The sequence below is a fragment of the Nitrospira sp. NS4 genome, from assembly GCF_049546785.1.
Lineage (GTDB): Bacteria > Nitrospirota > Nitrospiria > Nitrospirales > Nitrospiraceae > Nitrospira_D.
The window spans coordinates 103,654-129,466 of sequence record NZ_JBMWAN010000006.1; the positions used below are offsets into that span (position 1 = coordinate 103,654).

Annotated in this window: 21 protein-coding genes and 1 tRNA gene; 17 read left to right on the top strand and 5 right to left on the bottom strand. The window is 59.8% G+C overall.

Annotated features, from left to right (window positions below; all coding sequences use genetic code 11):
• Window positions 1-59 precede the first annotated feature (59 nt).
• Together prfB and lnt are read right to left on the bottom strand one after the other, a co-directional pair.
• Window positions 60-1,206, bottom strand: a protein-coding gene (gene prfB, locus ACO9S2_RS16495; RefSeq protein WP_423723498.1) for a peptide chain release factor 2 whose coding sequence is annotated in 2 segments (ribosomal slippage) — window positions 60-1,136 and window positions 1,138-1,206 — 1,146 coding nt in all. Because the reading frame shifts where the segments join, the coding sequence is not laid out codon by codon here.
• An 18-nt stretch (window positions 1,207-1,224) separates the two neighbouring features.
• Window positions 1,225-2,853: an apolipoprotein N-acyltransferase gene (gene lnt, locus ACO9S2_RS16500; protein ID WP_423723499.1), complete on the bottom strand. Its 1,629-nt coding sequence runs from the start codon at window positions 2,851-2,853 to the stop codon at window positions 1,225-1,227.
• Window positions 2,854-3,602: 749 nt separating this feature from the next.
• On the opposite strand from lnt, the gene ACO9S2_RS16505 reads away from it, so the two are divergent.
• The 8 genes from ACO9S2_RS16505 (at window position 3,603) to ACO9S2_RS16540 (ending at window position 12,183) form a co-directional block, all read left to right on the top strand.
• The gene (locus ACO9S2_RS16505; protein ID WP_423723500.1) at window positions 3,603-3,998 is read left to right on the top strand and encodes a hypothetical protein; all 396 of its coding nucleotides are present in this window, start codon (window positions 3,603-3,605) and stop codon (window positions 3,996-3,998) included.
• A complete protein-coding gene (locus ACO9S2_RS16510) occupies window positions 3,973-4,590 on the top strand; it encodes a hypothetical protein (protein WP_423723501.1) in 618 nt (205 codons plus the stop codon). The genes ACO9S2_RS16505 and ACO9S2_RS16510 overlap by 26 nt, the downstream gene beginning before the upstream one ends.
• 22 nt (window positions 4,591-4,612) lie before the next feature.
• Window positions 4,613-5,041, top strand: coding sequence for a hypothetical protein (locus tag ACO9S2_RS16515; RefSeq protein WP_423723502.1), 429 nt, complete (start codon window positions 4,613-4,615; stop codon window positions 5,039-5,041).
• 5 nt (window positions 5,042-5,046) lie between these two features.
• A complete protein-coding gene (locus ACO9S2_RS16520) occupies window positions 5,047-5,661 on the top strand; it encodes a hypothetical protein (RefSeq protein ID WP_423723503.1) in 615 nt (204 codons plus the stop codon).
• 101 nt (window positions 5,662-5,762) lie between these two features.
• The gene (locus ACO9S2_RS16525; protein WP_423723504.1) at window positions 5,763-5,939 is read left to right on the top strand and encodes a hypothetical protein; all 177 of its coding nucleotides are present in this window, start codon (window positions 5,763-5,765) and stop codon (window positions 5,937-5,939) included.
• Window positions 5,940-7,371: 1,432 nt separating this feature from the next.
• Entirely contained in the window at window positions 7,372-9,414 is a 2,043-nt protein-coding gene (locus ACO9S2_RS16530) for a DNA topoisomerase VI subunit B (protein ID WP_423723505.1), read from the top strand.
• Between the two features lie 6 nt (window positions 9,415-9,420).
• Window positions 9,421-10,527 carry a DNA topoisomerase IV subunit A gene (locus ACO9S2_RS16535; protein ID WP_423723506.1) on the top strand — a complete coding sequence of 369 codons (1,107 nt, stop codon included), beginning with the start codon at window positions 9,421-9,423 and terminating at the stop codon, window positions 10,525-10,527.
• 96 nt (window positions 10,528-10,623) lie between these two features.
• Window positions 10,624-12,183 (top strand): DEAD/DEAH box helicase, encoded by a 1,560-nt coding sequence (locus ACO9S2_RS16540; RefSeq protein ID WP_423723507.1) that lies wholly within the window; start codon window positions 10,624-10,626, stop codon window positions 12,181-12,183.
• Between the two features lie 36 nt (window positions 12,184-12,219).
• Here the strand turns inward: ACO9S2_RS16540 and ACO9S2_RS16545 are convergent, their stop codons facing one another.
• Complete coding sequence (locus tag ACO9S2_RS16545) at window positions 12,220-12,444, bottom strand: hypothetical protein (protein ID WP_423723508.1); 225 nt, start codon at window positions 12,442-12,444, stop codon at window positions 12,220-12,222.
• Window positions 12,445-12,837: 393 nt separating this feature from the next.
• On the opposite strand from ACO9S2_RS16545, the gene ACO9S2_RS16550 reads away from it, so the two are divergent.
• The 5 genes from ACO9S2_RS16550 (at window position 12,838) to ACO9S2_RS16570 (ending at window position 20,333) form a co-directional block, all read left to right on the top strand.
• Complete coding sequence (locus tag ACO9S2_RS16550) at window positions 12,838-13,101, top strand: glutaredoxin family protein (protein WP_423723509.1); 264 nt, start codon at window positions 12,838-12,840, stop codon at window positions 13,099-13,101.
• Window positions 13,102-13,114: 13 nt separating this feature from the next.
• Window positions 13,115-13,273 (top strand): hypothetical protein, encoded by a 159-nt coding sequence (locus tag ACO9S2_RS16555; protein WP_423723510.1) that lies wholly within the window; start codon window positions 13,115-13,117, stop codon window positions 13,271-13,273.
• A 124-nt stretch (window positions 13,274-13,397) separates the two neighbouring features.
• Window positions 13,398-16,607: a PD-(D/E)XK nuclease family protein gene (locus tag ACO9S2_RS16560; RefSeq protein ID WP_423723511.1), complete on the top strand. Its 3,210-nt coding sequence runs from the start codon at window positions 13,398-13,400 to the stop codon at window positions 16,605-16,607.
• A complete protein-coding gene (locus tag ACO9S2_RS16565) occupies window positions 16,591-19,926 on the top strand; it encodes a UvrD-helicase domain-containing protein (protein WP_423723512.1) in 3,336 nt (1,111 codons plus the stop codon). The genes ACO9S2_RS16560 and ACO9S2_RS16565 overlap by 17 nt, the downstream gene beginning before the upstream one ends.
• 26 nt (window positions 19,927-19,952) lie before the next feature.
• Entirely contained in the window at window positions 19,953-20,333 is a 381-nt protein-coding gene (locus ACO9S2_RS16570) for a metallopeptidase family protein (protein ID WP_423723513.1), read from the top strand.
• Here the strand turns inward: ACO9S2_RS16570 and lgt are convergent.
• Window positions 20,327-21,136, bottom strand: coding sequence for a prolipoprotein diacylglyceryl transferase (gene lgt / locus ACO9S2_RS16575; protein ID WP_423723524.1), 810 nt, complete (start codon window positions 21,134-21,136; stop codon window positions 20,327-20,329). The two genes, ACO9S2_RS16570 and lgt, sit on opposite strands and share 7 nt — an antisense overlap.
• Window positions 21,137-21,500: 364 nt before the next feature.
• On the opposite strand from lgt, the gene ACO9S2_RS16580 reads away from it, so the two are divergent.
• From ACO9S2_RS16580 to ACO9S2_RS16595, 4 genes are all read left to right on the top strand, one after another.
• Entirely contained in the window at window positions 21,501-21,761 is a 261-nt protein-coding gene (locus ACO9S2_RS16580; protein WP_423723514.1) for a YtxH domain-containing protein, read from the top strand.
• A 399-nt stretch (window positions 21,762-22,160) separates the two neighbouring features.
• Window positions 22,161-22,250: transfer RNA gene (locus ACO9S2_RS16585), tRNA-Leu, on the top strand.
• Between the two features lie 145 nt (window positions 22,251-22,395).
• Window positions 22,396-23,478, top strand: coding sequence for a DUF7453 family protein (locus ACO9S2_RS16590; RefSeq protein WP_423723515.1), 1,083 nt, complete (start codon window positions 22,396-22,398; stop codon window positions 23,476-23,478).
• Window positions 23,479-24,136: 658 nt separating this feature from the next.
• Entirely contained in the window at window positions 24,137-25,198 is a 1,062-nt protein-coding gene (locus ACO9S2_RS16595) for a hypothetical protein (protein ID WP_423723517.1), read from the top strand.
• Between the two features lie 377 nt (window positions 25,199-25,575).
• Here ACO9S2_RS16595 and ACO9S2_RS16600 read toward each other — a convergent pair.
• A partial coding sequence (locus ACO9S2_RS16600) for an FG-GAP repeat protein (protein WP_423723518.1) occupies window positions 25,576-25,813 on the bottom strand: 238 nt, incomplete at its 5' end.

Consider the following 25,813-nt stretch of genomic DNA (forward strand, 5'->3'; position numbering starts at 1 on the left):
TGATATCCGTGATAAGTGATGAGTGACCAGTGATCGGCATCTCCTGAAAGAAGACCCCATTACACATCGTCGTCCAGTTCGGTCACAGCGGTGAGAGGTTCACTTCCTTTTGTGAACTTCCTCTTCAGATACGCCTCGATAAATCCGTCCAGATCGCCGTCCATGACCGCCGCCACATTGCCGGTCTCATGTCCTGTCCGGTGATCCTTGACCAGTTGATAGGGCTGGAACACGTAAGACCGGATCTGGCTGCCCCAGGCGATGTCCTTTTTCTCGCCGACGATGGCGTTGAACTCCGCTTCTTTTTTCTTCTGCTCCACTTCATAGAGCCGCGCTTTCAGGATTTTCATCGCCCCGTTGCGATTCTGGAGCTGCGACCGCTCATTCTGACATTGCACCACGATGTTGGTGGGCAGGTGGGTGATCCGGATCGCCGTTTCCACTTTGTTCACGTTCTGACCGCCGGCGCCGCCGGCGCGGAAGGTATCGATGCGCAAATCCTTATCGTCGATGACGACGTCGATATCCTCATTCAGCTCGGGATAGACGAAGACCGAGGCGAACGAGGTATGCCGCCGCTTGTTGGCATCGAACGGGGAGATGCGCACCAGCCGGTGCACGCCGGCTTCGGCTTTCAGATAGCCGTAGGCATAGGGGCCGGTGATGGAAATGGTCACGCTCTTGATGCCGGCTTCGTCGCCATGGAGCAGGTCCAGCGTTTCGACTTTGAATTTCCTGGTCTCCGCCCAGCGCACATACATGCGGAGGAGCATCTGCGCCCAGTCCTGCGACTCGGTGCCGCCGGCCCCGGGATGAATCGCGACAATCGCGTTGTTCGGATCCAGCTCTCCGGAGAGGAGCATTTCGACGTGCAGCGCGGCGAGTGTCGGCTCGAACTGCTGCAGCTCCGCCGTCAGTTCCTGTTCGAGCGACTCGTCATGAGTTTCTTCCGCCAGCTCCAGCAGGGCCTGCAGATCGCTGATCTTTGCGTCGATCTCACGCCACTGAGTGAGTTCGCGTTCGAGGGTCACTTTCTTCCGGCTCACCGACGCGGCTGCGCGGGTATCGTTCCAGAAGGACGGTTCCGCCATCTTCGCTGCAAGTTCTTCGAGGTCGGAGGTCATGCGAGCGAGGTCAAAGATGCCCCCGTAATTCCGAGACCTGTTCGCCGACGGCACGCACGCGACTCCTGACCTCTTCCAACATCCCCTCTGTCCTTTCTGATTACGCCGGTGTGATGGCGGTCGTGCCGGGCTCCGGTTCCTTGGGACGGAACAGGTTGAGCAGGCACAGCAGCGCGCAGATTACCACACAGCCGTAGGCAAACACATCCCCGTGACGGCTGTAAAATGTGCGGGGCTGCCACGCGGGAATCGTGACCTGGACTGCCTCTTCCGTGAACAGCGGGGTCGCCCGGATGATCCGGCCGAAGGGATCGATGGCGCCCGTGATGCCGGTGTTGGCGGCGCGCGCAAAGGCCAGGTGATTTTCGACCGAGCGAAAGACCACCATCGCGAAATGTTGCGCCGGCGCCGAGGAGTTGCCGAACCAGCCGTCGTTCGTGATCGTCACCAGAAACTCCGCGCCGTTGGCCGCGAATTGCCGGACGAGATCGGGGAAGATCACTTCGTAACAGATCGCGACGCCGAACTTCACGGGACGCGCCCCCCCCGGGTTGCCGTCGTTGCCGGCGCGGGCCTTCGGCGCCAGCGTCATCACCGTGCCGCCGGGCCCCGCCTCAAAATCGCCGATCCCTTCCACCAGCTTGTCGAGGAAAAAGAGCAACGACGATTTCAGCGGAATGTATTCACCGAACGGCACGAGGTGATGTTTGTCGTAGCGGCCCAGGATCGTTCCGTCAGCCGAGAGGAGATAGGCGCTGTTGAGCAGATAGGGACGGCGGTCCGGATAGAACCGGAGCGCGGGGCTGCCGAACAGCAGCGGCGCCTGCGCCCGGTCGGCCCAGGCCATCAGTTGCAGTTGATAGCCGGCTTCACGCTCGAATAGAAACGGGGTCGCCGCTTCGGGCCAAATCACCACATCGACACCGGTTCCGAACCGACTCGTCAATCGATCGAACCGCTGCATGGTCTCCTCGCGATAGGCCTCATCCCACTTCACCGCCTGATCGACATTGGGTTGGACGAGACCGGCCGTAATGGAGGTTCTCGGGAGCAGGAGACCAGGGCTGTTCAAGAGAGAGGTCCCGTAACTCCAGGTCGAGATCATGAGCAGCGCGGTAATGGTCGTCATTTCCCAGGGCAGCTTCCTGGGGTGGAATCCGCGGAAGAAGGGCATGAGCCAGAGGATGAACTCGGCCAGCGTGAGATTCACCAGGATGATCAAAAAGGAGACCCCATAGACTCCCAGATGGTCGGCCACCTGGATGAGTTCCAGTTCCCGGTATTGCGAGTAGCCCAGCAGGCACCAGGGCAATCCGGACAGGAAGTAGGTCCGTATCAATTCCAGCGCGACCCAGACACAGGGGGCGAAAAGAATGCCGTATCGTGGTATAAATTCCCGCAGCCAGACGACCGCCCAGCTGTAGATTCCGACGTAAATGCCGAGATAAGCCGTGAGGAGCAGGAGGATCGCATAGCTGACGGGGAGGGGGACCTTGCCGTACGTGGTCATGGCCGTGACCACCCAGGCCATGATCCCGGTAAAGCCGATGGTCCCGCTCAGGCATCCCATCCAGAAGGCGCGACGGCGCGTCGTAGAATCCAGAGCGAGATGGAGGGGAATCAGGGCGACCCAGGCGAGCAACCCCAGATCAAACTTTGGAAAGCAGAACGGGAGCAGGACCCCGCTCGCACAGGCAAGTGCAATCTGGCGAGCACGAGTGCGATCCATCGAGCGGTACCATAACCAAAGCGATCCGGACTTGCAAGAGAACGGGAGGAGGCCCGGGACCATGAACTGGACGGTGCCATTGTCCCTTGCGCTCGGGCCGGCGTTCGCTGCGGACGGTCGCAAGACGCGATAGGAATCAGAATCCGATGGACCAATCACAACCGGCGGGCGGAATCAGGACAAGTCCCGGGGCCCGGCGGACCCCGGCTCCGCCGGATGATTCGTCGATCTGGATGGGTGGAGAAGCGACGGTTGGCGCACAAGCCAATCGGCATCTCAGGCGGGCAGGAGGTCGCGGCTCCGGTCTGGCCCTCACTATTTTGGGACTTGCCTTTCTGGGGGGACTCGCCGCCGGCAGTCTGGTGTGCTCATTGTCTCGCAAGGCCGGCCGATAGTCAGAACAGGCCCGCCTTAATGCCTCTGTTCAGGCTTGTGATGCAGCCATCAGGCAGGTGAGTCGGCGGTCGATTGACAGGCCTGGCCGAAGCCGCGCACCAGGTGCGCATCTCCTGCGCCGGCTTTTCCCACGCTGCCTGCACCTTGATATCAGACATCGATTCAGTCACGGTGCCGACCCTTATCAGCGTCCTTCGGGAACTCAGGATGCTCCGTTCTCTCGTTCCAGCCCTGTGCGTTCAATGAACCGACAGATGATTTCCAAGGGTAAAGGTTGTATTCTTTAGCATCAACAGAGGGATACGAGAGACCGCTATATTGGCAGGCATCAATACGCAAAGGGGGACATCCAAATGAAACGAGCATGGATCGCACTAGGACTTTGTTTATCCGTTTCCCTCGCCGGGTGTGGAGGGGCAGAGAAGGCCACCCTTCCAGAAGACCGGCTCACGGTCGGCAAGGTTCAGGGGGAGATCAAAGTCGGCATGGCGGCATCACAGGTGGCGGAACTCCTCGGCAGCCCCAATATCGTCACGACCGATGACAAGCGTCGGGAAGTCTGGATCTACGACAAGGTCTCGACCGATCGGGTGGACACCGCCAGTTCGTCCTTTGCGGGCATCATCATTCTGGGCGCCAGCTCGAGCGACAGTTCCAGCTCGCAGCGCCAGAGGACGCTCACCATCATCATCAAGTACGACGAAGAGAAGAAGGTCCGCGACTTTGCCTACAACTATACCCAGTTCTAGCAAGGGCCGCAGTCCCTTGACGGGCCGGGGGCTCCTGGCCGGGGTCTGTCTCATCCTTTCAGGCCTGGCGGCCGGCTGTGTCACCCCGACCCAGCCGGCAGAGTTCTTTCAGCTCACGGCGGAGAGTCCACGTAACAAGGCCATGCAGACCCGTTTCTTTGAAACCAAGGATGAGGCGGAGTTGTTGTCAGCCTCGGCCGCCGTGCTGCAGGACCTTGGCTTTCAGGTGGAGGAAAGTGTCCAGGATGTCGGGTTCCTCCGGGCGACCAAGGAGCGAAGCGCTCGGGAGTACGGTCAAGACATCGGCCGGTTCTTCGCCTTCCTGCTCTCATTGGGTAAGTTCATCATGCCCGTAGATCTCCATCAGAAAATCGCGGCCACACTCGTCGCGCGGCCGATCAATCCGGAGGGTACGCGCCAGGAAGTCCGGATCATGTTCTACCGGGTCGTCTGGAAGGGGGATGGCCAAGCCGATCGCCAATATATCCCGCCGGGCCAGCAAAAGATGGAGATGCTCCGCGATCCCGTGATGTACCAGCAATTCTTTGCCAAGTTATCGAAAGCCGTCTTCCTGGAAGCCTTCACGCTCTGAGCGAGGAACTATGAGCCACACCATGCGAGCAATCTCAGGCATGATCGTCATTGCGGGGGCCTGGTTCCTTCAGGGCTGTGCCGCGCCGGAGCCGAGTCAGGACCTGCTCGCCCCGACCGAAGCGCAGATGAAGCTCCGGAGCTTTCAGTCGCGCACCTTCGACGTCAAGGACCGCCAGTTGGCGATGCGCGGGGTCATCGCCGTGCTGCAGGATTTGGGCTTCATCATCGAACGCGCGAACGAGCCCTTGGGCCTGGTGACAGCCGCGCGGTTTGCGGAACCGAACTTCTACGACGTCCTCGGCGTCACCGTCACCGTGCGCCAGCAGCAAGAAGGTCGCATGCTGATCCGGGCCAACGCGATCTACAACAATAAGCCGATCGAAGATCCCAAGGTCTATCAGAACTTCTTTGCGGCCCTTGAACGGTCGCTCTTTATCGCCAAGGAGTAAGGCCCGTGGGGCTTCTCACGCCGGACATACGAAAGACTGCCTGCCGCAGCGCAGAGGCACGGGTCTTCGCCGTTGCACTGGGCCTCGGGCTCAGTCTGCTGTTGCAAGGCTGCCCCACGCCCTACGAATGGCGCCATCAGGACCAGTGGGACTCACGGGAGCAGATCTGGCTCTCGGAAGAGAGCCAGGTCAAATTACGTGCAGCTCAATCCAGAGTGTTTGACAGCACCGACCGGCGGCGAACTCTGGAAGTCATTGTCGACACCATGCAGGACCTGGGGTTCATGGTCGAGGTGCTGGATGAGGAGCTGGGCATCGTGTCGGGCAAGAGATTTGAACCGCTCGAACGGTCCAATATCAGAACGGATCCCTACTACCATCTCTACGACGATCAAAGCCTGTTGATCTTCACCAAGTCCTACCTTACCTGGGGTCCTTTCTGGCATCGCAGCGACCTCGTCCGTCTCACCATTACGGTGCGCAAGCGGAACGAGACCCAGCTTGTTGTGAGGGCCAGCGCACAATTTTACCTGCGTGCCGTCGAAGACCCTGAGCCGTACCAGAAGTTTTTCCGTACCCTGGAGCAGGCGCTGTTTCTACGGGCTCAGACGGTCGAATAGCCCGGCATCGCCGTCTCCCCCCACTGGGCCAGGCTCGTCCTGTATCGGAACCGGCAGACTTTGCGGCAGAAGAGGCGCAACAATAAGAAGAAGGAGGACTTATGAAAAACGTTGAGATGACCGTTGAAGGGACGATGCTGACTATCAAAGTGGATTTGTCCAAGGAGTTCGGGCCGTCGGCCTCAGGGAAGACGATCATTATTGCCTCCACGGAAGGAAACGTGACGATTCCCGACCGGGAGGAAAAAGTCGGACTGAACGTCTACCGGAAGAAATAAAGGAATGGCTGACAGGAAGCCCGTTCGATAGTCTCCCGGCGCTTCGACTCCCGGAGCATACGACTGCGATAAGGCCTCAAATTGCTCTGTTTTTGGCCAATTGTACTTTCTGTGTCCACAGTCTAGAGGCCGATCTGTGCATAAGTACGGTCAAATTCCTGATACCCCACAAAATTCAAACTATTTCAAGCGTGAAAACCACCAACGGATTTCTTTGCACCAGGGATTGTGGAAAAGGGGAAAAAGGAATCGTCAAGCCGCAAAATGTAGTGGGTGCCAAGGATCTGACACAATGCCTAATAAATAGGCAATCTGCTCGTTCCACTGTCCGTATAGGCCGTTTCTGCGTTGATCCTACAGCCATGCACAGAGTTATCCACAGAAGCTGGGGAGCCAGTAAGAGCTCAGAGTGAGAACGCCAAAATTTCAGCATGATAGGCGGTGCATCGCGTCCGGTGTCGCGGATAAAGCTTTATTTTTTTACAAGTGCAACAAATTTCATCCCCGTGTCTATCCGGGTTTCTTTTCATAGCAGACCGTGCGACGGGTCTTGTCGGGACGTTGCGTCCTGATCCGGCTGCGAAGAGCCGACGCGATGGCAGGCATTGCCGCATGGATAGCGAGCCGGATGGTTCGCAATCCGCAATCTTGACTCGCTGTATCGCGAGGATTATCGTGAGGGCGTGGGGGGAGTTAACGCCCCGAGGGAATATGGTCCATAAGGGGGTTGAGTGTGAGGACGGTGTGCAGGACCAGCTTGTACTGGGAAGCCTAATGTTCTCCCGAGATCTCCGCCGTACCTACTGATCCTCGGTAGGTGCGTGCTCCTCCCACCCTAATCCCCGCCAGACTTGTCCAGGCCCTCATTCTTAGGCGAGTGAATACCGTCGTTGACGTCTCCCGGCTCCGCCTCCAGGGTTCCGGCGCTGCTGCCAGGCATTGTCCCTCCAGAAGACATCAAGACATCCCGAAGGCGGTTGTCTGCCGGTCATCCATCCTCTCCGTTCCCGGGGAGTCGTGTCTTGCTTCCTCCGAAGAGGAATTGCGCCGGCGGATTAATGAGTGCCTGCGTGGCGGGTTCACACCTTGGCAGGTTCCGGAGGCACAGAGCTCGCGTTGTAGCCCGGGCTGCAGGATAGAACTGGAATTGACCGGGCCGAACAGCGAATGCAATCCCGATGCGCCCGACGAGATCATACCGGCGCGCGGCTTCCTGAATCCGTCGCGCCGTCTCACGACTCACCCTGTCGTCGATGGCGCGGCCATGGGTATCGTTGGGCCGGTTCGATGAGCGCGTCTCATTTCTTCTTCGGAATAAATGACGCGCCCGGCTGCGTACTGAGCCGGTGGAGAGGTCAGGGGTTCGGCAGGCTGGAATCCCCCTGCGATTTGTGATACCAAGGTTGACCGCGTTACATTTGTGAGAGGGTGAATGGCCAAGAAGGTATCGTCTGCTCCGCCGTCTTCTGTGTCCGCTTCGACCAACGCAGGGCCCGAATCAGTCGCCGGAAGAAAACCCGCTGCGAAATCGCCGCAGCTGGTCACGGCGGTGGAGATGGGCGCACGTCAGCGGGAAATCTCCGTCTCCGAATTCTTCACGAAGAACCGGCACCTGCTCGGGTTCGACAATCCGCGCAAGGCCTTGCTGACCTGCGTCAAGGAAGCCGTCGATAACGCGCTGGACGCGAGCGAAGAAGCCGGGATTCTTCCGGACGTCATGGTGCGGCTCGAAGTGGTGCCGACCGGGGGCGTGACGCCGCCGGCCAGCCAGGCCACGCGCTTTCGCGTGACGGTCACGGACAACGGTCCCGGCATTGTCCGCCAGCACATCCCGCGCATTTTCGCCAAGCTCCTCTATGGCTCGAAGTTTCACCGCATGCGGATGAGCCGCGGGCAGCAGGGCATCGGCATTTCCGCCGCCGGCATGTACGGGCAGTTGACCACCGGGAAGCCGGTGCAAATCATCTCGCGCACCGGTCCGAAAGCCGCCGCCCACTACTTCGAAGTCCAGATCGACACCAAGAAGAACGAACCGCTGGTCCATGAAAATAAACAGATCGCCTGGGACCGGCCGCAAGGCACACAGGTGACGCTGGAGGTCGAAGGGAAGTATCAGAAAGGCCGGGCGTCGGTGGACGAATGGCTGGAGCAGACGTCCATCGCCAATCCCCATGTGCGGCTGACCTACCGGACGCCGGAAGGCGAGATGAAAGAGTATCCGCGCACCTATCACGATCTGCCGCCTTCGCCGCGCGAGATTAAGCCGCATCCCTACGGCATCGAGTTCGGGATGATGCTCAAGATGCTGCAGGACACGAAGGGCCATTCGCTCAACGGCTTCCTCTCCGGCGATTTCTGCCGGGTGTCGCCCCAGCTCGCCGACGAAATCTGCAAGGCCGCCAAGGTGTCGCCGGCCATGAAGCCGCGCGATCTGAAGGGCCCTGCAGCGGAGATGCTCTATCAGACCATTCAGAAGACGAAGATCATGGCGCCGCCGACGAATTGCATTTCGCCCATCGGCGAGAAAGCCATTCTCTCCGGACTCTATAAGCAGATCAAAGGCGAGTTCTACACGGCGGTCAGCCGGCCGCCGGCCGTGTATCGCGGCAACCCCTTCATCATCGAAGCCGGATTGGCCTACGGGCATAGGCCGGAAGATCAAGCCAGGCCCAAACAACCGGCCGGGCCGAAAGCCGAAGGCGAAGGTGAGGAGGAGGACTCGGAACTCGCCCGCGTCATCCGGTACGCGAACCGGGTACCTTTGCTGTATCAGCAGTCGGCCTGCGCGACGTTTAAGGCGGTCCTGAGCACCACATGGAAACACTACGGCATCGCCCAGTCGCGCGGCGCGCTGCCGGGCGGCCCGATGGTGATCTTCGTCCATATGGCTTCGGTGTGGGTGCCGTTCACGAGCGAGTCGAAAGAAGCGATCGCCGACTATGACGAGATCCAGAAGGAAATCACTTTGGCGTTGCGGGAATGCGGCCGGCGGCTCGGCCTCTTCCTCCGCCGCCGGGAGCGGGCTGCGAGCGAATTCCGCCGGCGCAACATCTTCGAACTCTACATCGAGGAAGTCGTCGAGGCCTGCAACCGGCTCAAGGGTGGAACGCTGCCCAAAGAAAAGCTCAAGGCGCAGCTGCAGAAGATCGCGACCTCGCGCACCGGCGGACTCAAGACCGACGAGGCGCTTGGCAAGACCGGCGGCGGACCGGAAGGGTTGCCGGACTCGATCATCGTGACCGCGGAAGGCATCGAAGGCGCCGTCGAGATCGCTCAGCAGGTGGAGGCGGAGGTTCCGAAGGCCGTCGAGGGTTCCGCCGCCGATGTGCCGGAACAAGAACCGGCCGCCGGACCGTCCACAAGGAAGAAGCGGAAGGCCGGGTCGGCCAAGTCTGATGCGCCGGTTGCCGGGAAACCGGCATCGCGCAACGCTTCCGGGTCCGCGAAGAGTCCGGCTGCAAGAGGAAAGAAGTAGATACCCATGGCGACCAAACAAAAGAAGAAGACGACGGCCGTCGAAAAAAAATTGATCGGTCTGGCTGACGTGGTCATCACGGCGGCGGAGCGGGCCAAAGATCCGACGATCGCTATTCCCATCCGGGCACTCTCGAACGTGTCGTTCAATGAACGCAAGGGCCTGATCGAGATGGGGAGCAAAAAACAGGCGCGGTCGTTCTTCAATGTCGGCATGGCCAAGAAATTCATGCAGACGATGCTGGTGGCCGACGCCCTCTCCGAATTGCAGCGGGCGGACCTCACCACGTCGCTTCGGGAAATTTATTACCGCACGAAGCACACCATCGCCGATTCCCACGAGAACACGTTCGACACGCAGGACGAATCCGACCCCGTCATCGAGGACCTGGAAGTCTCGCTGGCGGCGCTGCGCGAAGAACTGCATGTCCGCGCGGAGAACAGCGGGAGCATCGTGGGACCGGTCGTGTTCGGCGACGACGGCGACCGGGTCGATTGTGCCAAGCTGGGGAAGGGCGGCTATTCGGTGCCGTCCATCGTAGAGCCGGAGTATCTGGAGATCCGCCGCTGCACCGCCGACTTTGTCCTGCTGGTCGAAAAGGGCACGCAGTGGAACCGCTTGTCGGAAGATAAATTCTGGCGGCGCTATAACTGTATTCTCCTGACCGGCAACGGCCAGCCGCCGAGGGGCGTACGCCGCCTCGCACGCCGGTTGCACGAAGAACACCGCCTGCCGGTCTATGTGCTCGTCGATAATGATCCCTGGGGATACTACATTTATTCCGTCATCAAGCAGGGGTCGATCAATCTGGCCTTTGAAAGCCAGCGCATGGCCATTCCCAAGGCGAAGTTCATAGGGCTGTCGAGCGCCGATCCGGAACGGTACGAGCTGCCGAGAAACGTCGGCATCAAGTTGAACGAGAAGGACATTGCGCGGGCCAAAGAACTGATGAACTATCAGTGGTTCCAGAAACCGGCGTGGCAGGCGGAGATCAAGCGCATGCTCTCGAGCGGGCTGAAGTACGAACTGGACGCGCTGGCCAACAAGGATTTTCAGTACCTCACGAAGAAGTATCTGCCGCGCAAGCTGAAAGAGAAAGACTGGCTGGACTAGCTCCCCGCCGGTCCTGCCGGAGTCCTGCTCCCATCATGGTCGGCGTCACGTGAGTTGCCCTCTCATCATCACTCATGACGAGCATGTAGTGTTGCTATGAAATCCATCCCCGCTTGGACCGTTCCGCTCCGCGACTGGCAGCGCCGCGCCTGGTCGGCGGTCCTGACCCATGCCCACCGTGATTTTCTGGCGATGGCCACCCCGGCGGCCGGCAAGACCCGGTTTGCCTTGCGCACGGCGCACGACTTTCTGGCCAAACAGGCGGCAACCAGAATTCTGGTGGTCTGTCCGACCAACCACTTGCGGACCCAGTGGTCCGATGCGGCCGGCCGGATCGGGCTGCAACTGGATCCGGCGTTGACGAACGATCAAGGATCCGAGGCGCCGGATTTCCACGGCGCGGTGGTGACGTACCAGCAAGTGAGCCTTGCGCCGGAGATCTTTCAACGGACCTGCCGGAGCAAGAAGACGCTGGTGATTCTCGACGAGTTGCACCATGCGGGCGACGGCAAGCACTGGGGAAAGGCGCTGCGCAACGCGTTCGAGCAGGCCGTCTTCCGGTTGATTCTTTCCGGCACACCGTTTCGGTCGGACAATAACCCCATTCCGTTCATCCGCTACGAACAGGGCGAGAGCCAGGCCGATTTTTCCTACGGCTATACCGAGGCGATTCGCGACAGCGTCTGCCGGCCCATCCTGTTCCCCAGTTACGAAGGGGAGCTGACCTGGCTCTCGGACGGCCGCGAGCATACGGCCACATTTCAGGACGGGTTGACCTTCGACCGGCAACGGGAGCGGCTGAAAACCGCGCTCCTGCAAGAAAGCTGGCTCGGTCCGGTCATCACCGACGCCCATGCCCAATTGACCCGCCTGCGGAAAGAGGAACAGCCGGATGCGGGCGGATTGATTGTCGCGATGGATCAGGACCATGCCCGCTGGGTGGCCGAACTCGTCGGCCGGATCACCGGCGGCAAAGCCGTCGTCGCGGTCTCGGATGATCCCGCCGCCTCTCGCGTGATCGAGGAGTTTTCAGAGCACAAAAAGCAGCAGTGGCTGGTTGCCGTGAACATGGTCAGCGAAGGCGTCGATATCCCCCGCCTGCGTGTCGGCGTGTATGGCACCAACGTGCTGACCGAGATGTATTTCCGGCAGGTGGTCGGCCGCTTTGTCCGTATGCAGGATGGCTTCCCGAAGCCCCAGCGGGCCTGGCTCTATCTCCCGAAGGATCCGATCCTGGTCCACTACGCCAGGCAGATCAAAGCCGAGCGCGACCATGTCCTGGAAGATCTGATGCCCGCCGGACAGCGCGACCTCTTCGGACGCGTGACGGTCTCGACGAACGAGTATGTCCCGCTCACCGCGGTGGCGCGCATGGATACCCTCATCGGTGAAGATGAACCGAAGACCGAAGAGAACGGGGCGGCGGCAGTCGAGCCGCCTGTGTCTTTGCACGATCAGAAGCGCGATCTGCGGGATTCCCACCGGCTGCTGGTCGGCACGGTGGCGCGGATGAGCGGCATCGATCACCGGCGATTGAATGCGGAATTGATTGCGCGGACGGGGAGCCGGGTCGATCAGGCGACGGTGGATCAGTTGCAGAAACGGATTCAGCTCCTGGAACGCTGGCGGGACCGCGGGTACGACGGCAAGCGATAACGGAAGGGGCAGCCTGCGGCTGCCCCTTCGGTTGGTCTAGATCGGCGGAAGCATCCAGTAGCACCAGGCCAGAATGATCGGCGTGGCGACATACGTCGCGGTCTTTCCGAAGGAATCGTAGACGCCGTAGAGCAGTACGGCGCCGATGATGAAGAAATACAACATGCCGATACCCCGGTAGCTCGCGTTGTGTTCCGCGGCGAGCGCGAGTGTGGGAAGGCTGCCCAAGAGGCCGGCCGACAACATGGCTGCTCGTTTCATTGGAGGCTCCTTTGTGGTGATGGTGAGGGGAGGGACGCAGGCTTGGCGCTGACACAGAAACGCCCTCGTGGCGTCGCTCGGCTCGCCAGGAGGGCGTGAGGAAATGATGACCGGAGGGACGGGAGTGACCGGGCCGAGCCTAGCAGGAAATCACGCGGTGCCTCTTTGTCTCAGTGTGAGGCGCCCATGCTGCGCCTTCTCCCTCGGGAAGTCAACGCCGGCGCAGGTGTGAGGGAGTCGGTGAGGGAGACCCGGCGCTTCTTGCACCGTCTTTTCAGCGGGTGCTAAGATCCGAAACGAAGCGAGGTGACGGCTGAGGCTGAGTGCCCGGAGCTCACGTCTTCTTCCCACTGAACCTCGACCGTAGCCTCAACCTGAACCTTCGGAGAACGTATGGCCAATATCACCTTGCTCGTATCGCCCAGTTGCGGGGCCTGCCCGTCGGCCAAGAGCCTCTGGAAACAGCTCCGCGTCAAGTACAGCTTTTCGTATCGCGAAGTGGATATCACGACAGAGGATGGACGGAGTCTCGCCGACCGGCATTCGGTTCGGGCGGTCCCGGCCACGATTATCGACGGGCGCCTGACCTTCGTCGGCGTGCCGAGCCGGGAAAGCGCCGAGAAGGCGCTCCAGCTGAAAATGAAACCGAGAGAATAGGACCGATATCCGCATGGTGGACGACGACGATTTTGAATTGCCGGAACTTCCGATCATCGATAAGGGACCGCCTCCCGATTGTCCGATCTGCGGCGATCCCATGGCGTGGATCGACGGCGACTGGGCCTGCGTCGATTGCAACGGGGAATTGCTGGGCCCTGAGACAGGGTAGAGTGACAGGCAAGGGGTGCGAGGCGCGAGGCTAGAGGAGTTGCAGGCTTGTTCCACCAGTACAATCATTCATGATGTCTCGAACCTATCGCCTCAAGCCCCGAGCCTCTTGCCAGGCGTAGCTTATGCTTCGCGTCGTCACCGGTCCCTTTCATCCCCATCTCGAATCCGCCCTCGTTGAACAGATCCGGCTCGGCAAGAGTTCCGATCCATTCGCCCCGCTGGCAGTCCTCGTGCCGTCAACGCAGCTGCTCGACCGGCTGCGACGATTGCTGACGGTCGAGCACCGGCTGTCCCTTCTCAACATCCATTTTCTGACATTTCACCAGCTCGCGTTGCGTCTGGCAGACGAAGCTCGTGCCGGGACGCAGATCGCGCCGCTCCGCGTGGTCGACGATCTGTTCTTCGAGCAACTGGTTCGCCACATCGTCCACAGCCGGCTGTCCAGCCTGGCTCCGCTCCGGCACATCGGACATTCGTCCGGCACATGGGGCGCGCTCTGGTCGACCGTGCGCGACTTAAAAGATGCCGGGGTACAGCCTGCCGAGGCGTTGCGCGGGCTCAATGAGGGGTACTTCGAGAAGGAGGATCAGGAGTGGCTCCAGGCGCTGTTCTCGCTGCATGCGGCAATACGGGAAGTCGGCAAGACCCTTGCGGTCGGAACGCCGGACGACCTGGCCGAATCGCTCATTCCTCTGGTCGAGACGTCACCGTTTCTCAGGTCGTTGCGCCACGTGCTCTACTATGGGTTCTACGACCTGACGCAGGTGCAGCTGTCGCTGTTCGAGGCCGTCAGCGCTACGGTTTCCACCACGTTGTTCTTCCCGCTTGAGGAGGGGAGCCAGTCGGGATTTGCCCGGCGGTTCTTCGATCGCTATATCCGGGCGCGCGTGGCGACGCCGGACGTCATCACCAGGCTGCCCGCGGCTCCGGTCGAAACAGGACCCAACCCCGTCACGCTCTCCGTTCAGAGCGTCATCGGCGTGGAGGAGGAGTTGGCCTCAGTGTGCCGCACGATTCTGGATCTCGTCGAGACCAACGGTTATCGATTCGATGAAATCGGCGTCGTTGCCCGCACCCTGGATCCCTACCGCGCGCATCTGCAGACGGTGTTCGGGCGCCATCGAGTCCCGTTGACCACCAACGCCGGCCGCCCGTTGATCCAGGAACCGCTCTGCAAGGCGCTGCTCCAATTGGCGGACTTGCCGATGACCGACTTCTACCGCACGACCGTACTCGATGTGGTGACCTCTCCGCTTTATGCCACGGCGCTGATCGATGAGGCCTCCGCACATTATCGCCCGGAACAATGGAAACTGATTGCGCAGGCGCTGCAGATCACGCGGGGCGTCGAGGAGTGGCGCAGGGTGGAGGAGGCCGCCCGCTCGACCATGGAATTGGAGAGCGGTGAAGAGGGCGACGGCGTGGTCGATGCGTTGGGCATCGCGCCGGAGGTGATCGCGCTCTTCTGGGAGGTCCTGTCTCAGCTTCTGGCGGAGTGCCGGGCGCTTCCGGAACGGGGGACGGTCGGACAATTGGTCGAAGCCTTTCAGAAATTGGTGGAGCAACGTCTCCGTCATCCCGATGCGGGTGCGGGTTCTGAGCCAGACGAGGGTGCCGTGCGGCTGACAGCCACCTGGGACGCGCTCGATCACATGTGGTCGCGGCTCAGGGAGTTGGACGCGATCGGGGAGGAGCTGGCCTGGCCGGCGTTTGTCGAATTACTGACTCATGCCATCGAGCGGACGGTGATTCCCCTGGAGACGACGGCGCATCAGGGCGTCATGGTGCTGGATGTGATGGCGGCGCGCGGAGTGCCCTTCAACGCGCTCTTCATCCTGGGTCTCAATGAAAAGGTCTTTCCGCGCTATATCCGGGAGGACGCGTTTCTGCGAGACCGGCACCGCCGCGTGCTCGATGCGACGCTCGGGTTCAAGATCGATGAGAAGCTGGGGGGCTATGACGAAGAGGCGCTGCTGTTTGCCCTGCTTTGCCGGGCGGCGAACCGGCGTTTGTATTTGTCGTATCAGCGCGCCGACGATGCGGGCCGGATGCAGGCTCCCTCGCCCTATCTGGCCGAGGCAAGCCGCTTGTGCGGAGGGGACGCACGGCCGGTGGAGGTCATCCCCCGCCGGCTGACCGACCGGGTCGCACAACGGCCGTCGATACGGGACTTCCTCGCTCCCTCGGATCTCGCACAGTGGATGGCAATCGGGGGACAGGACCCTGAGAACCTGCTCCGCGCGGTGGGGTCCGATGCGGAGGCGTTTCGTCATGCGCTCAGGGCGCAGGCCCGGATCGAAGATGAGACGCCCGGCCTCAATGATTTCGACGGGATCACCGGCCCGCTGGAGGCCCATTGGTCGCGTGTTGTGCGGCGAGGCCTGGCTCCGACTCCGCTGGAACGGTATGCCCGCTGCCCCTTTCAGTATTTTGCGTCCGATGTGCTGCGGTTGGAGCCGATTCGCCTGGCCATCTCACAGGAACCGGATGCCGCCTTGCTGGGCACGCTCTGTCATGCCGCGCTGCGCCGCTGCTACGAACAACTGCTGCCCGCCGGATGGCCGGCGGAGCCGGTTACGGACGACACCGTCGAATGGTGCATCCATTCAGCCGTCGAAGAAGCGGCGAAGGAATGCGAGGCGCGGCATCGGACCGGCCACTATCTGCTGTGGGAGCTGGCCAAGGAGCAGATCGCCGCGCTCCTCACCGACTCGGTGGATGCAGACCAGGGGGCGCAGGCACAGGAGCCCTATAGCCCGATCGCGTTTGAAGTGGACGCGGAAGGTACGCTGGCCGATGTGATGAGCGAGGAGCCGGGCTCATTAAAAATTCATGGCCGGGTCGACCGGATCGACCGCCACCGGATCACGGGCGCCATCCGGATCATCGATTACAAATTCAAGACCGGTTCGGCCATGAAGCCGGAGGATCGGAATCTCCTTCAGTCTGCCGCGCGCGGCTATCGGTTGCAACCGCCGCTCTATGCCCGCCTGCGCATTCCGGATCAACCTCAGCCCGGCCAGGTCCAGTTTGTGTTCCTGGCGCCGCATTGGAGCACGCCCATCGCGCGCTCCACTTTCGAGACAGGCGCCTGGTCGTCGGAGGTCGGCACATTGTTGCACCGGACGATCAGTCTCCTGGTGAAGGGGATCCACGAGGGGCGCTACTTCATTCAACCGGACAGCTATTGTGAGACCTGCGAGTTCCGCGTCGTCTGCCGGCAAGACCATCGGACGACCTGGTGGCGGTCCTATCGCTCCGACGATTCAAAAGCGCTCAAAGCCCTGCGGACCCAGCGCATCAAGGAGGAGTCACGTGGAACTGATTCCTGACAAGCCGGCCCGCGAATCGGCGGAAACGACGTTCGACCGGAACGTGGTGGTCGTGGCGGGGGCCGGAACCGGCAAGACGACGCTGCTCGTGAACCGCCTGGTGCACGCCCTGATCAAGGAACCCCGGCCGGTCTCCATCACCCAGATCGTCGCGTTGACCTTTACGAACAAGGCGGCGACGGAGATGAAGGTCCGTTTACGGGAACGCCTCCTGGTGTTGGCGCATCCCGAGGCTCCGCCTGCTTCCGACGGCGGGGCGGTGTCGATGGAGGACTTGCGGCAACGCTACGGCCTTTCGACCGACGAGATCGCGGCCAGGGCCGCTTCCGCTCTGCGCGACCTTGAAAAGGCCCAGATCGGCACCCTGCACAGCTTCGCGGCTCACCTTCTGCGGCTGCATCCGCTGGAAAGCGGCGTCGATCCGGTCTTTCAGGAGGACGACGGCCTGCGATTCGAGGAGCATTTCAGCGCTGCCTGGGATGTCTGGATCGATCGCGAGTTGAGCCGCCAGGGTGCCCATCATGAGCTCTGGCGGGTGGTGCTGGGCGCCACGACGATTGACAGTCTGCGAGACCTGACGAAGGCGCTCTGTAGCGAGCTGGTCGAGTTGGGATCCCTCCGGCAACAGATCGATGCCCCAGAGATGAGTCCATGGGTGACGCAGTGGGTACGGCAGTGTCACGAACGGGCGCAAGCGTTGCTCGACGACCATGACCGGCCCAAGCGGCGGAAGATCGAGCAGATGCTGGCCGCCGCCGCGACCCTGATGCAGCTTGTGGCGAACGAAGGCCCTGCGGGTATTCAGACGCTGCCTCAGGAGGAGCGCGAATGCCTGGCGAAGGATCCGGGGAATATCGTGGCAGGCTGGGAGAAACCGGCATTCTCAGAGGCCGTCACGCTCATTAAGACGGCGAACCAGTTACTCCTCGTCAATCATCCATTCTTCAAAGATCTGTTGAAGTTGCTGGAGCCCCTCATCCTTCAGATTCGCGCGTCCTTTGCACAAAAGGGGTGGGTGTCCTTCGACGGGCTTCTTGCGAAGGCACGCGCCCTGCTGCGTGACCATCCGGCAGTGCGGGAGCGCATCAAGCGCGACTATCGGGCGGTGCTGGTCGATGAGTTCCAGGACACCGACCCCATCCAGTACGAAATCATCCTGGCCGTCTCCGAGCGGCAGGGTAACCATGCCCGCGATTGGCATGAGATGGCCCTCGAACCGGGCAAGTTGTTCATCGTCGGCGATCCCAAACAATCGATCTACGCGTTTCGCCGGGCCGATATCGAAGCGTTCGACCGCGTGGTGCAAAAGATCGAAACCGACGGCGGGATGGTCCGGACCCTCACCACCAATTTCCGCAGCGATGCCGCCGTGCTCGGGCCGGTGAACGATGTGTTCGACCGCCTGTTTGAACGGCGGCCGCTGATCCAGCCGGCCAACGTCCGGCTCGAAGTCCGGCCTCAGCGGCGTCCCTCTCCGTTGGATGCCGGCGTGCGGCTCCATGTCACGGTGCCGGGTGAAGGGGAGGAAGCAGTCGATGCAGCCAAAGCCACCAGAGACGAAAGCGAAGGGCTTGCCCGCTGGATCAAAGACGAGCTGTCGACCCGTCCGAATCTCAAGGCCGGACAAATCGCCTTGCTCTTCCGCAAGCTCACCCAGGCCGACACCTATCTCGACGCCCTGCGGCGGTACGATATTCCCTATGTCATCGAAGGAGAGAAACACTTCTATCGGCGGCAGGAAGTCATCGATCTGGTCAACGTGCTGCGCGTGCTGGACCACCCGCATGACAGCGTGGCGCTCGCCGGCCTGTTGCGTTCGCCGCTTGGCGGCCTGCCCGACCGAACCATCTACGATCTGCGGCAGGCCGACTGTTTCAACTATCTGCACGAAGGCCAGGTCGCGGCCTGGAATCATTCCTCTGCCGCCGCGGTTCAAGGACTCTATCGACAGTTGGCCCGGCTGCATCGAGCGGTGGGGGCTCTCCCGCTGGGCGAGGCGATCCAACTTATTTTCGACCGGCTCCCGCTGCTCGAAATTGCCGGCGCCTCCCTCCATGGCGAGCAGGCGGTGGCGAATCTGCTGAAGATCAAACAGACCGCCGCCGGTCTGTCCGACCGGCCCCATCTGACCTTGAGCGGATTCGTGGATCTGATGGTGAGCCGGCTCGACGAACAGCCGGACGAGGCCGAGAGTCCGTTGTCGGAGGAGTCCTCCGACGCCGTCCAGATCCTGACGATTCACAAGGCCAAGGGGCTGGAATTCCCCGTCGTCATTTTGCCGGGCCTTCATCAAGGCAGCGGGCGGGAACGATCGGCGCCGACGGTCACCTACGATTGGTCGAGCGGCACCTACGGCCTGTCGCTCGGCGAGCATCAGACGTTCGGCTCCGTGCTGGTTCAAGAGAAGCTGAAGATGCGGGAAGAGGCGGAACGGCGCCGCGTCCTCTATGTCGGCATGACCAGAGCGAAAGAAGTTCTGCTCCTGTCCGGAGGCGTCACGGCCCGGTCGGTCGGGGAAACGGTCTTGGGACTGCTGCAGAATATCGGAGAGGGGGAGGTGGGGACACGATCCACGGACACCTTGAAGATCGGCGACAGTCTGATCCCGCACCGGGTCATTGAGGCGCCGGATCACAAATGGCCGCGGCGGTCGCTGGCGAGCGGTTCCGGGACGTCTCCGGTCGATCCTGCGGCGGTCGCGGCACGCTGGGACGAGCGCCGGCTTCGTTGGAGCCAGGCTCGTGCCACGGCGACCCATCTGACGCCGACGACCATGGGAGAGAACCGCGTCCCGCTCGCGCCTCGCTCATCCAATGGCAGTCAGAGCCGCGAGGCGGGGCGTCTCATCGGGATCGTCATCCACCGCATTCTCGAACAGTGGGACTTCGCGGCAGACCCGGCCGGATTGTCCGATCGCCTTGCGCCGGCCATACAGTGCCTTGTGACATCGGAGGATGAGGAGGTCATCGCAACAGTCCGCGAGTCTGTCCGGGAACTCCTCGCCACGTTCGGCCGGTCCGATCTCTATGCGACGCTGCGCAAGGCCACGATCCTGGGCCGGGAGGTGCCGTTTGTCATGCCCTGGGGAGACGGGCAGGTGTTGGAGGGAGTCATCGACATCATCTATCGTCTTGACGGCCGTCTCTGGATTGCAGACTATAAAACCGATGCGGTGAGCGCCGAGGACGCGCCCGGGCGGGCCGAACGGTACCGCACCCAGGCCACCATGTATAAGACCGCCACGGCACAGAGTCTGGGCGTTCCCTCTGTCTCGTGCCGGCTGCTGTTCCTTCGCGCGGGAATCGGCGTTGACATATAACGGGCTCAATCCGATCGCTATTCAACGTGTCGACACGTCATCATCATCCCTCCGGTGAAGCCTTTGCCCGCCTGGTGCGGCAGGCCATCGCCGACCTGCCGCCGGAATATGCCAGACTGATCGACACCATCGCCGTGGTGGTGGAAGAAGAGCCGCCGCGACAAGTCCTCGAAGAAATGGAGATCGATCCGGAAGAGGAATTGCTCGGCCTCTATCAGGGCCTGCCGCTGGGCGACGATTCGTTTTTCGGATCCGGCGGAGAGCACCCGGCGCAGATCGCGCTCTACCGCGGACCGATTCTCCGGCTGTGCGACACAGAAGAAGAGATCGTGCAGGAGGTGTGCGATACGCTCGTCCATGAACTGGGACACCACGTGGGGCTGGACGACGACGAGATGCCTTATTGAGGAGAGGTGATCGATCGGGCTTGCTCGAGTGAGCGTTTGTGATAGCCCCAGACCAGCATGAAGACGCCCAGCATCACCATCGGCGCCGAGAGGATCTGGCCCATGGAAAACGGGCCGAGCACAAAGCCCAAATGGAGATCCGGTTCACGGAAGAGTTCCACAAACATCCGGCAGACGCCGTAGCCCGCGATAAAGGTCCAGCAGAGCGTCCCCGGAGGCGTGGATCGGCGGCCCACCAGCCACAAGACGGTAAAGAGCAGCACACCCTCGAGTGAGGCTTCATAGAGCTGAGAGGGATGCCGGCAGGCCGGTCCGCCGGCAGGGAAGACCATGCACCAGTCGACATCCGTCGCCCGGCCGTAGAGTTCCCCGTTGATGAAGTTACCCATCCGCCCGCATCCCAAGCCGATCGGCGTGACAGAGGCCGCCAGGTCCGCGACGGTGTAGACCGGGATTCCCCGCCGCTTGCTGAACCAGACGAGCGCGATCATGGTGCCGATGAGCCCGCCGTGAAACGACATGCCGCCTTCCCAGACGGCGAGAATCTTTTCCGGGTGCTGCGAGTAGTAGGGGAAATTGTAGAACAGTGTGTAGCCGAGGCGTCCGCCCAGAAACACCCCGAAGGCGGCGAACACCACCATGTCATAAATCTGGTCCGGTCCGAGAGGCAGCTGCTTGGCGGCAACGGTGCGCTTGATGAGGAAATAGGCCGCCGTCAGGCCGATGAGATACATCAACCCGTACCATCGAAACTGGAGTGGGCCGAGTTCGAGAAAGACAGGATCGATATGGGGGTAGGGAATGGCGGCGAACGAGCCCATTACTTCTCCGATCATGATCGTTCGGCGATCATAGAGAAGACCATCCCCCATTGCAAGGAACAGAGTCGCGCTCACACCCCTTCGCGTACGTCAGGAATCGATGGCTGGAGCGACTTTGCCAGGATGACACCATGCAAGTGTGCCATTTCTGAAACGACTGTGTGGCCGGTTGTAGCGAAAACGTCACCGTTCATGAGGCGGCCTTAATCCCCAGGGGCGATCACTGCATATTTTGAGGTAAATTGGGTCATTTTCGAGCTGGCACGGTACCTGCTGATAGGGTCTGGTAGAAGGGCGAGACAGGAAAAACCCTTCAGAATCTTCACCACCAACCAGGAGGCATGCGATGTCGGATCAAGGAAAGCAGGCAGCGAAAGTGGCCGCGATGATCGCTGGCGGAGCGGTGATTGGAGCCGGGTTGGGGATGCTCTTTGCGCCACAGTCCGGAGCGGAAACGCGCCGGGATATCGGGCGTGCCGCGAAGAAGGCCCAACTGCAGGCGACTCGTTGGAGCCGGAGCGTGCAATCGGGTGTGCAGGAAGTCATGAATCGCGGCAAACAATTGGTGCAGCGCCACGAGACGCAGCCAAGGATCGAAGCCGCCTAACGAGGCTTGCCGTCAAAACATATCGTTCTCTTGAGAGCATCCGCTTGCGGCCTGTTGCCACCCGGCACAGGCCGTGTGCGTTTTGAATGCCAGTGATGGGTGATGTGTGATCGGTGATGGGCGGTCTCGATTCAATAGGTTCCTCAGCGCTCACGGCATTCCTGATTCCTTTCACCTCCCGGCTGATCACCCATCACCCATCACTTCCCCACCTGCTTGACCCCCTCAGACCTCGATGCTAGAGTCCCCGCCGTGTTTGCTGTGTAAGATCTCAGGCTGGCCAAACAGGTTTCCACCAAGGCCGCAGCGAGCCGACAGGCGAGGCGTACTATTTTCGGTACGTCGCAGCGTGAAGGCGATGCGAGAACGCAGGTGGGAAGCTGTTTCGCCAGCCTAGTAGCCGGAGTGGCGGAATAGGCAGACGCAAGGGACTTAAAATCCCTCGGGCCCAAAAGGCCCGTGCCGGTTCGATCCCGGCCTCCGGCACCACTTTCAATACGCCAGCCCTGTCAGAAAAAGACTGCCGACCCATTTGTTTTCCTCATGTTTTTCCATGGAGTACCTAATGGATTAATCTCCCTACTTGTGTGGGATGGGTTTGCCCCTCACGCCTTAGGTATTCTTCACGAACATTATGAAACACTTTCAAATCTATAGTTCCGTATTCCTCTCGCTATTACTCCTTCCAGCTGTGAGCCCACGGAGCACCGAAGCAGTCCCTTACGTCTTTGAAATCATTGCAGACAATAAGGGACCTATCAACAGCTTTGGCCAGGCTACAATAAATAAAAGTGGCATAATCGCTTTTGGCGCGAGCAAAGATGGAGGGGGAGGCGGCTATTTCATAGCCAATGGTGGTTCTCTGACTGAGATTAATGCGCGTGGTACGCCACCTCAAATCAATGACGGAGGGACCATCGTTTTTAATGCAAATAATCAGAGCATCCTGACCTATACCGATGGTGTCACAACAACTGTCGCCGACAGGGCTGGTATCTATAGCTCTCTAGGAGTGCCGTCTATTAATGACAGCGGGACTGTTGTCTTTCAGACTACTTTGGATACAGGCGGCGAGGGTATCTTTGTGTCCAGAGACGGAGTGGTCACCGAGATAGTAAACACGCGGGGTCAGTTTAATAGCTTCGGCCTATTTGCGGACATTAACAATTCTGGGACGGTCGTCTTTACGGGAACATTGGACACTGGTGAGCAAGGTATCTTCACTGCTTACAATGGTCAGGTTAGTACCATTAGCTCCCGCAATGCTTCACGGGTCTCGATCAACAATGAAGGCACAGTAGCTGCTCGTATAGGGGATGGTTCTCTTTTTGTCTCAGGTTCCGAAACGAACCGCTTCAGTGATTCATTTTCAAATTTGATTGGCGCACCTGCTCTGAATAATGGAAATAGCATAGCTTTCCAATCGGGCTCTGCTCTCTTCATCACGGACCACTTGGGAAACTTAGAAAGCATCGTAGCACCTGGTGATACTATTCAAAACGGTATAACTATGGTGGGGCTTGCAGGTGAACATGATTATCCTGGTTGGTTAAATGATCGAGGTCAGGTTGCTTTTTGGGCATATCTCTCTGATGGTTCTGAAGCAATGATAGTTGCTTCACGGGTCCCGGAACCCTCCTCCTTCCTTTTACTATTCAGCGGAAGTCTGCTCTTTCTCCTCCCATCGTTGAGAAGAAGACTTTCATCCTCTCGCTGATTGGTATCTCATTTTTTATCTCGTCCTGACTGGTCCCAGAGCCAGGCCTCCAAAAACTTTGATGCGACAGAGCAGTCGTAGCCCCTTGGACCGAGGTGCCTCCGTTGTGGTCTGCTGCACGACCGCCAAGGGCCTTCGTGCCTTGCCTCCACCAACGCCACAGGCAGGTCGGGCCAATCATTGGCAATAAACAGTCTCATGTGTACCATCGGCCCGACTTTATGAGTTACACTCGCAACGAGTCCTAAGAATCGGTCCTGCCCAAGACCGATGAAGGATCAAGGAAGGCGGAGTATGAGTTGGCGGCAAATTGCCCTTAATCAATGCCTATGATAGGTTTTGTTTTTTTGGCGATTGACAAGCTCATAGACAAGTCAGAGTAGGTATTGCTCGATTAACGGGGATCCATCCAAAAAGGAGGGGACATGTCGCTGTGTCAACTATCAAAAGGTTCCTTGGTGAGAGGTGTATGATCTCATGAAGTTTCTGACAGGTAGCCCGTCCCTTTCCAAATTTGTGCATACGCCTGCGAGGCGACAAAAGTTTTTCGACACAGTTTTTGAGAAACAGTGTCAGGCTATAAGGGAAGTCTACGGGTGCTAGATTACTTGGGGATTGAAAACGGGCTGGGAGGAAACGACCTCTCTAAAGGCAAACAGTGAGTGATCCCTATCTTTCCGCACTCATCGCCGAAGGCGAAACGATTGTTCGAGAGGCATCCGACGCCCTTTCGAACAAAGCAGAAACCCTCACTGTTTCAATCGAACAAGCGGATCGTTGGCACAAGAGCGCGGCCTCTTTCATTTCTGGTCGAGAGCCCTTATTAGTGGCTCAGATTCCCTCGTTCGAGCGCTGGCAGGAGATGGTCCCGATTCATTCAGCCTTGTCCAAGACCTTGAACCTGTTGAAGGCCCTTGAGGCCAAAGCGATTTCGGGACCGGCCAAGCAACGCGGAAAAGCCAAACAGCACTCTTCGCCCAGATCAATCCCGAAATCACTGGAAGAGATGTTCCTTGGCCTGCTTCCGAGTCATCCTTTTTTGCGTGCTCCATTAATAGGAATCGTCTCCGTTGCCGCGCTTGCTATCTTATTCTGGTCCTTACTCCCGGAAGATACCCGAAAACAGCTTCTTGATCCTTACGTAAGCTCCGCAAGACAATCATTCCAACCGGCGGTAACGGGAGCGGGTCAATCTCAGCCTCCGACTACCCTGTCAATAGAATGTACCCCGGTGAGTTTACCTGTGCACGGAAAACATCCTGACTCTCTCTATTCGATTTATCTTCATCCAGATGCAATAGATAACCAGCTACCCATATATTTTTTTGGCGAGGGTCCTGACCAAACATCATGGCCCAATTCGAATGCACGGGGAGCCGCATATAAATGTGACTTGATAAATGATACCAGCCCAATAATGGCTTTAAGTATAGCCTTCGGAATAGACTTTGGAATTGAAGCCGGAACCAGACAATACCGTACGCTTAAAGTCGATCTTCCACCCCTGCGCGATCACAAACCATTCGTTTTTTACGTGGCGAATTGCACTGGGTGGGCACCGCATGTATCGCTACCAGACAGAGCTATAGTTCGCTTTCAGGGCCTGCCTGAAGAACGCACTGTCCTGATCGAATCTTCTGTTCACCATCTTGGGAATTTCGGGAAATACCTTAATGGAACTGCCCAATCCTCGATGTTCTGTGGAATGAGGCCACAATGAATACGACGATTGCCCACTCTCCAATCGTTCCTAATGGACGCTAATCACTCTAGCTATCCTATTGTCCCGCAACAATTAGGTAGGGGCACTATCGGCTTTTCCCGCTTACTATAAAACGCTTAAAATCCCTCGGGCCCAAAAGGCCCGTGCCGGTTCGATCTCGGCCTCCGGCACCATCTATCGACACGTCGGTTTCTGGCAAAAAAGATTCCCGCCCCCTTTGTTTCGCCTCGGTCTGATGCGGTCCAAGATCCAATTCTCGGAGAAGTAATTTTGGACAAGAGTGGGTCTGCCCCCTTGGTCGCGATCCCAACACCACACCATCTCTTTCACGACGACCAGCTGTGACCTCTGCCCATGAGGCGGTAGGTGTTCCGCTACGGCTGCGGCCCATACACATAGACCGCGCCGGCGCGGATGCAGCCGTTATACGCTTGATCGCCGCCGATCCCATCGGCGCAACTGGCTTCCCCAGTAGCCCCCACCGCCAGGGTGTCGCCGCTGAGCGCGACGCTATCGCCAAAGAAGTCGTCGGCCTCGCTGTTGGAGGCCTTCACATATGCCTGCTGGGTCCAGACCCCGGCCGTGCGCGTGAAGACATAGACCGCGCCGGCG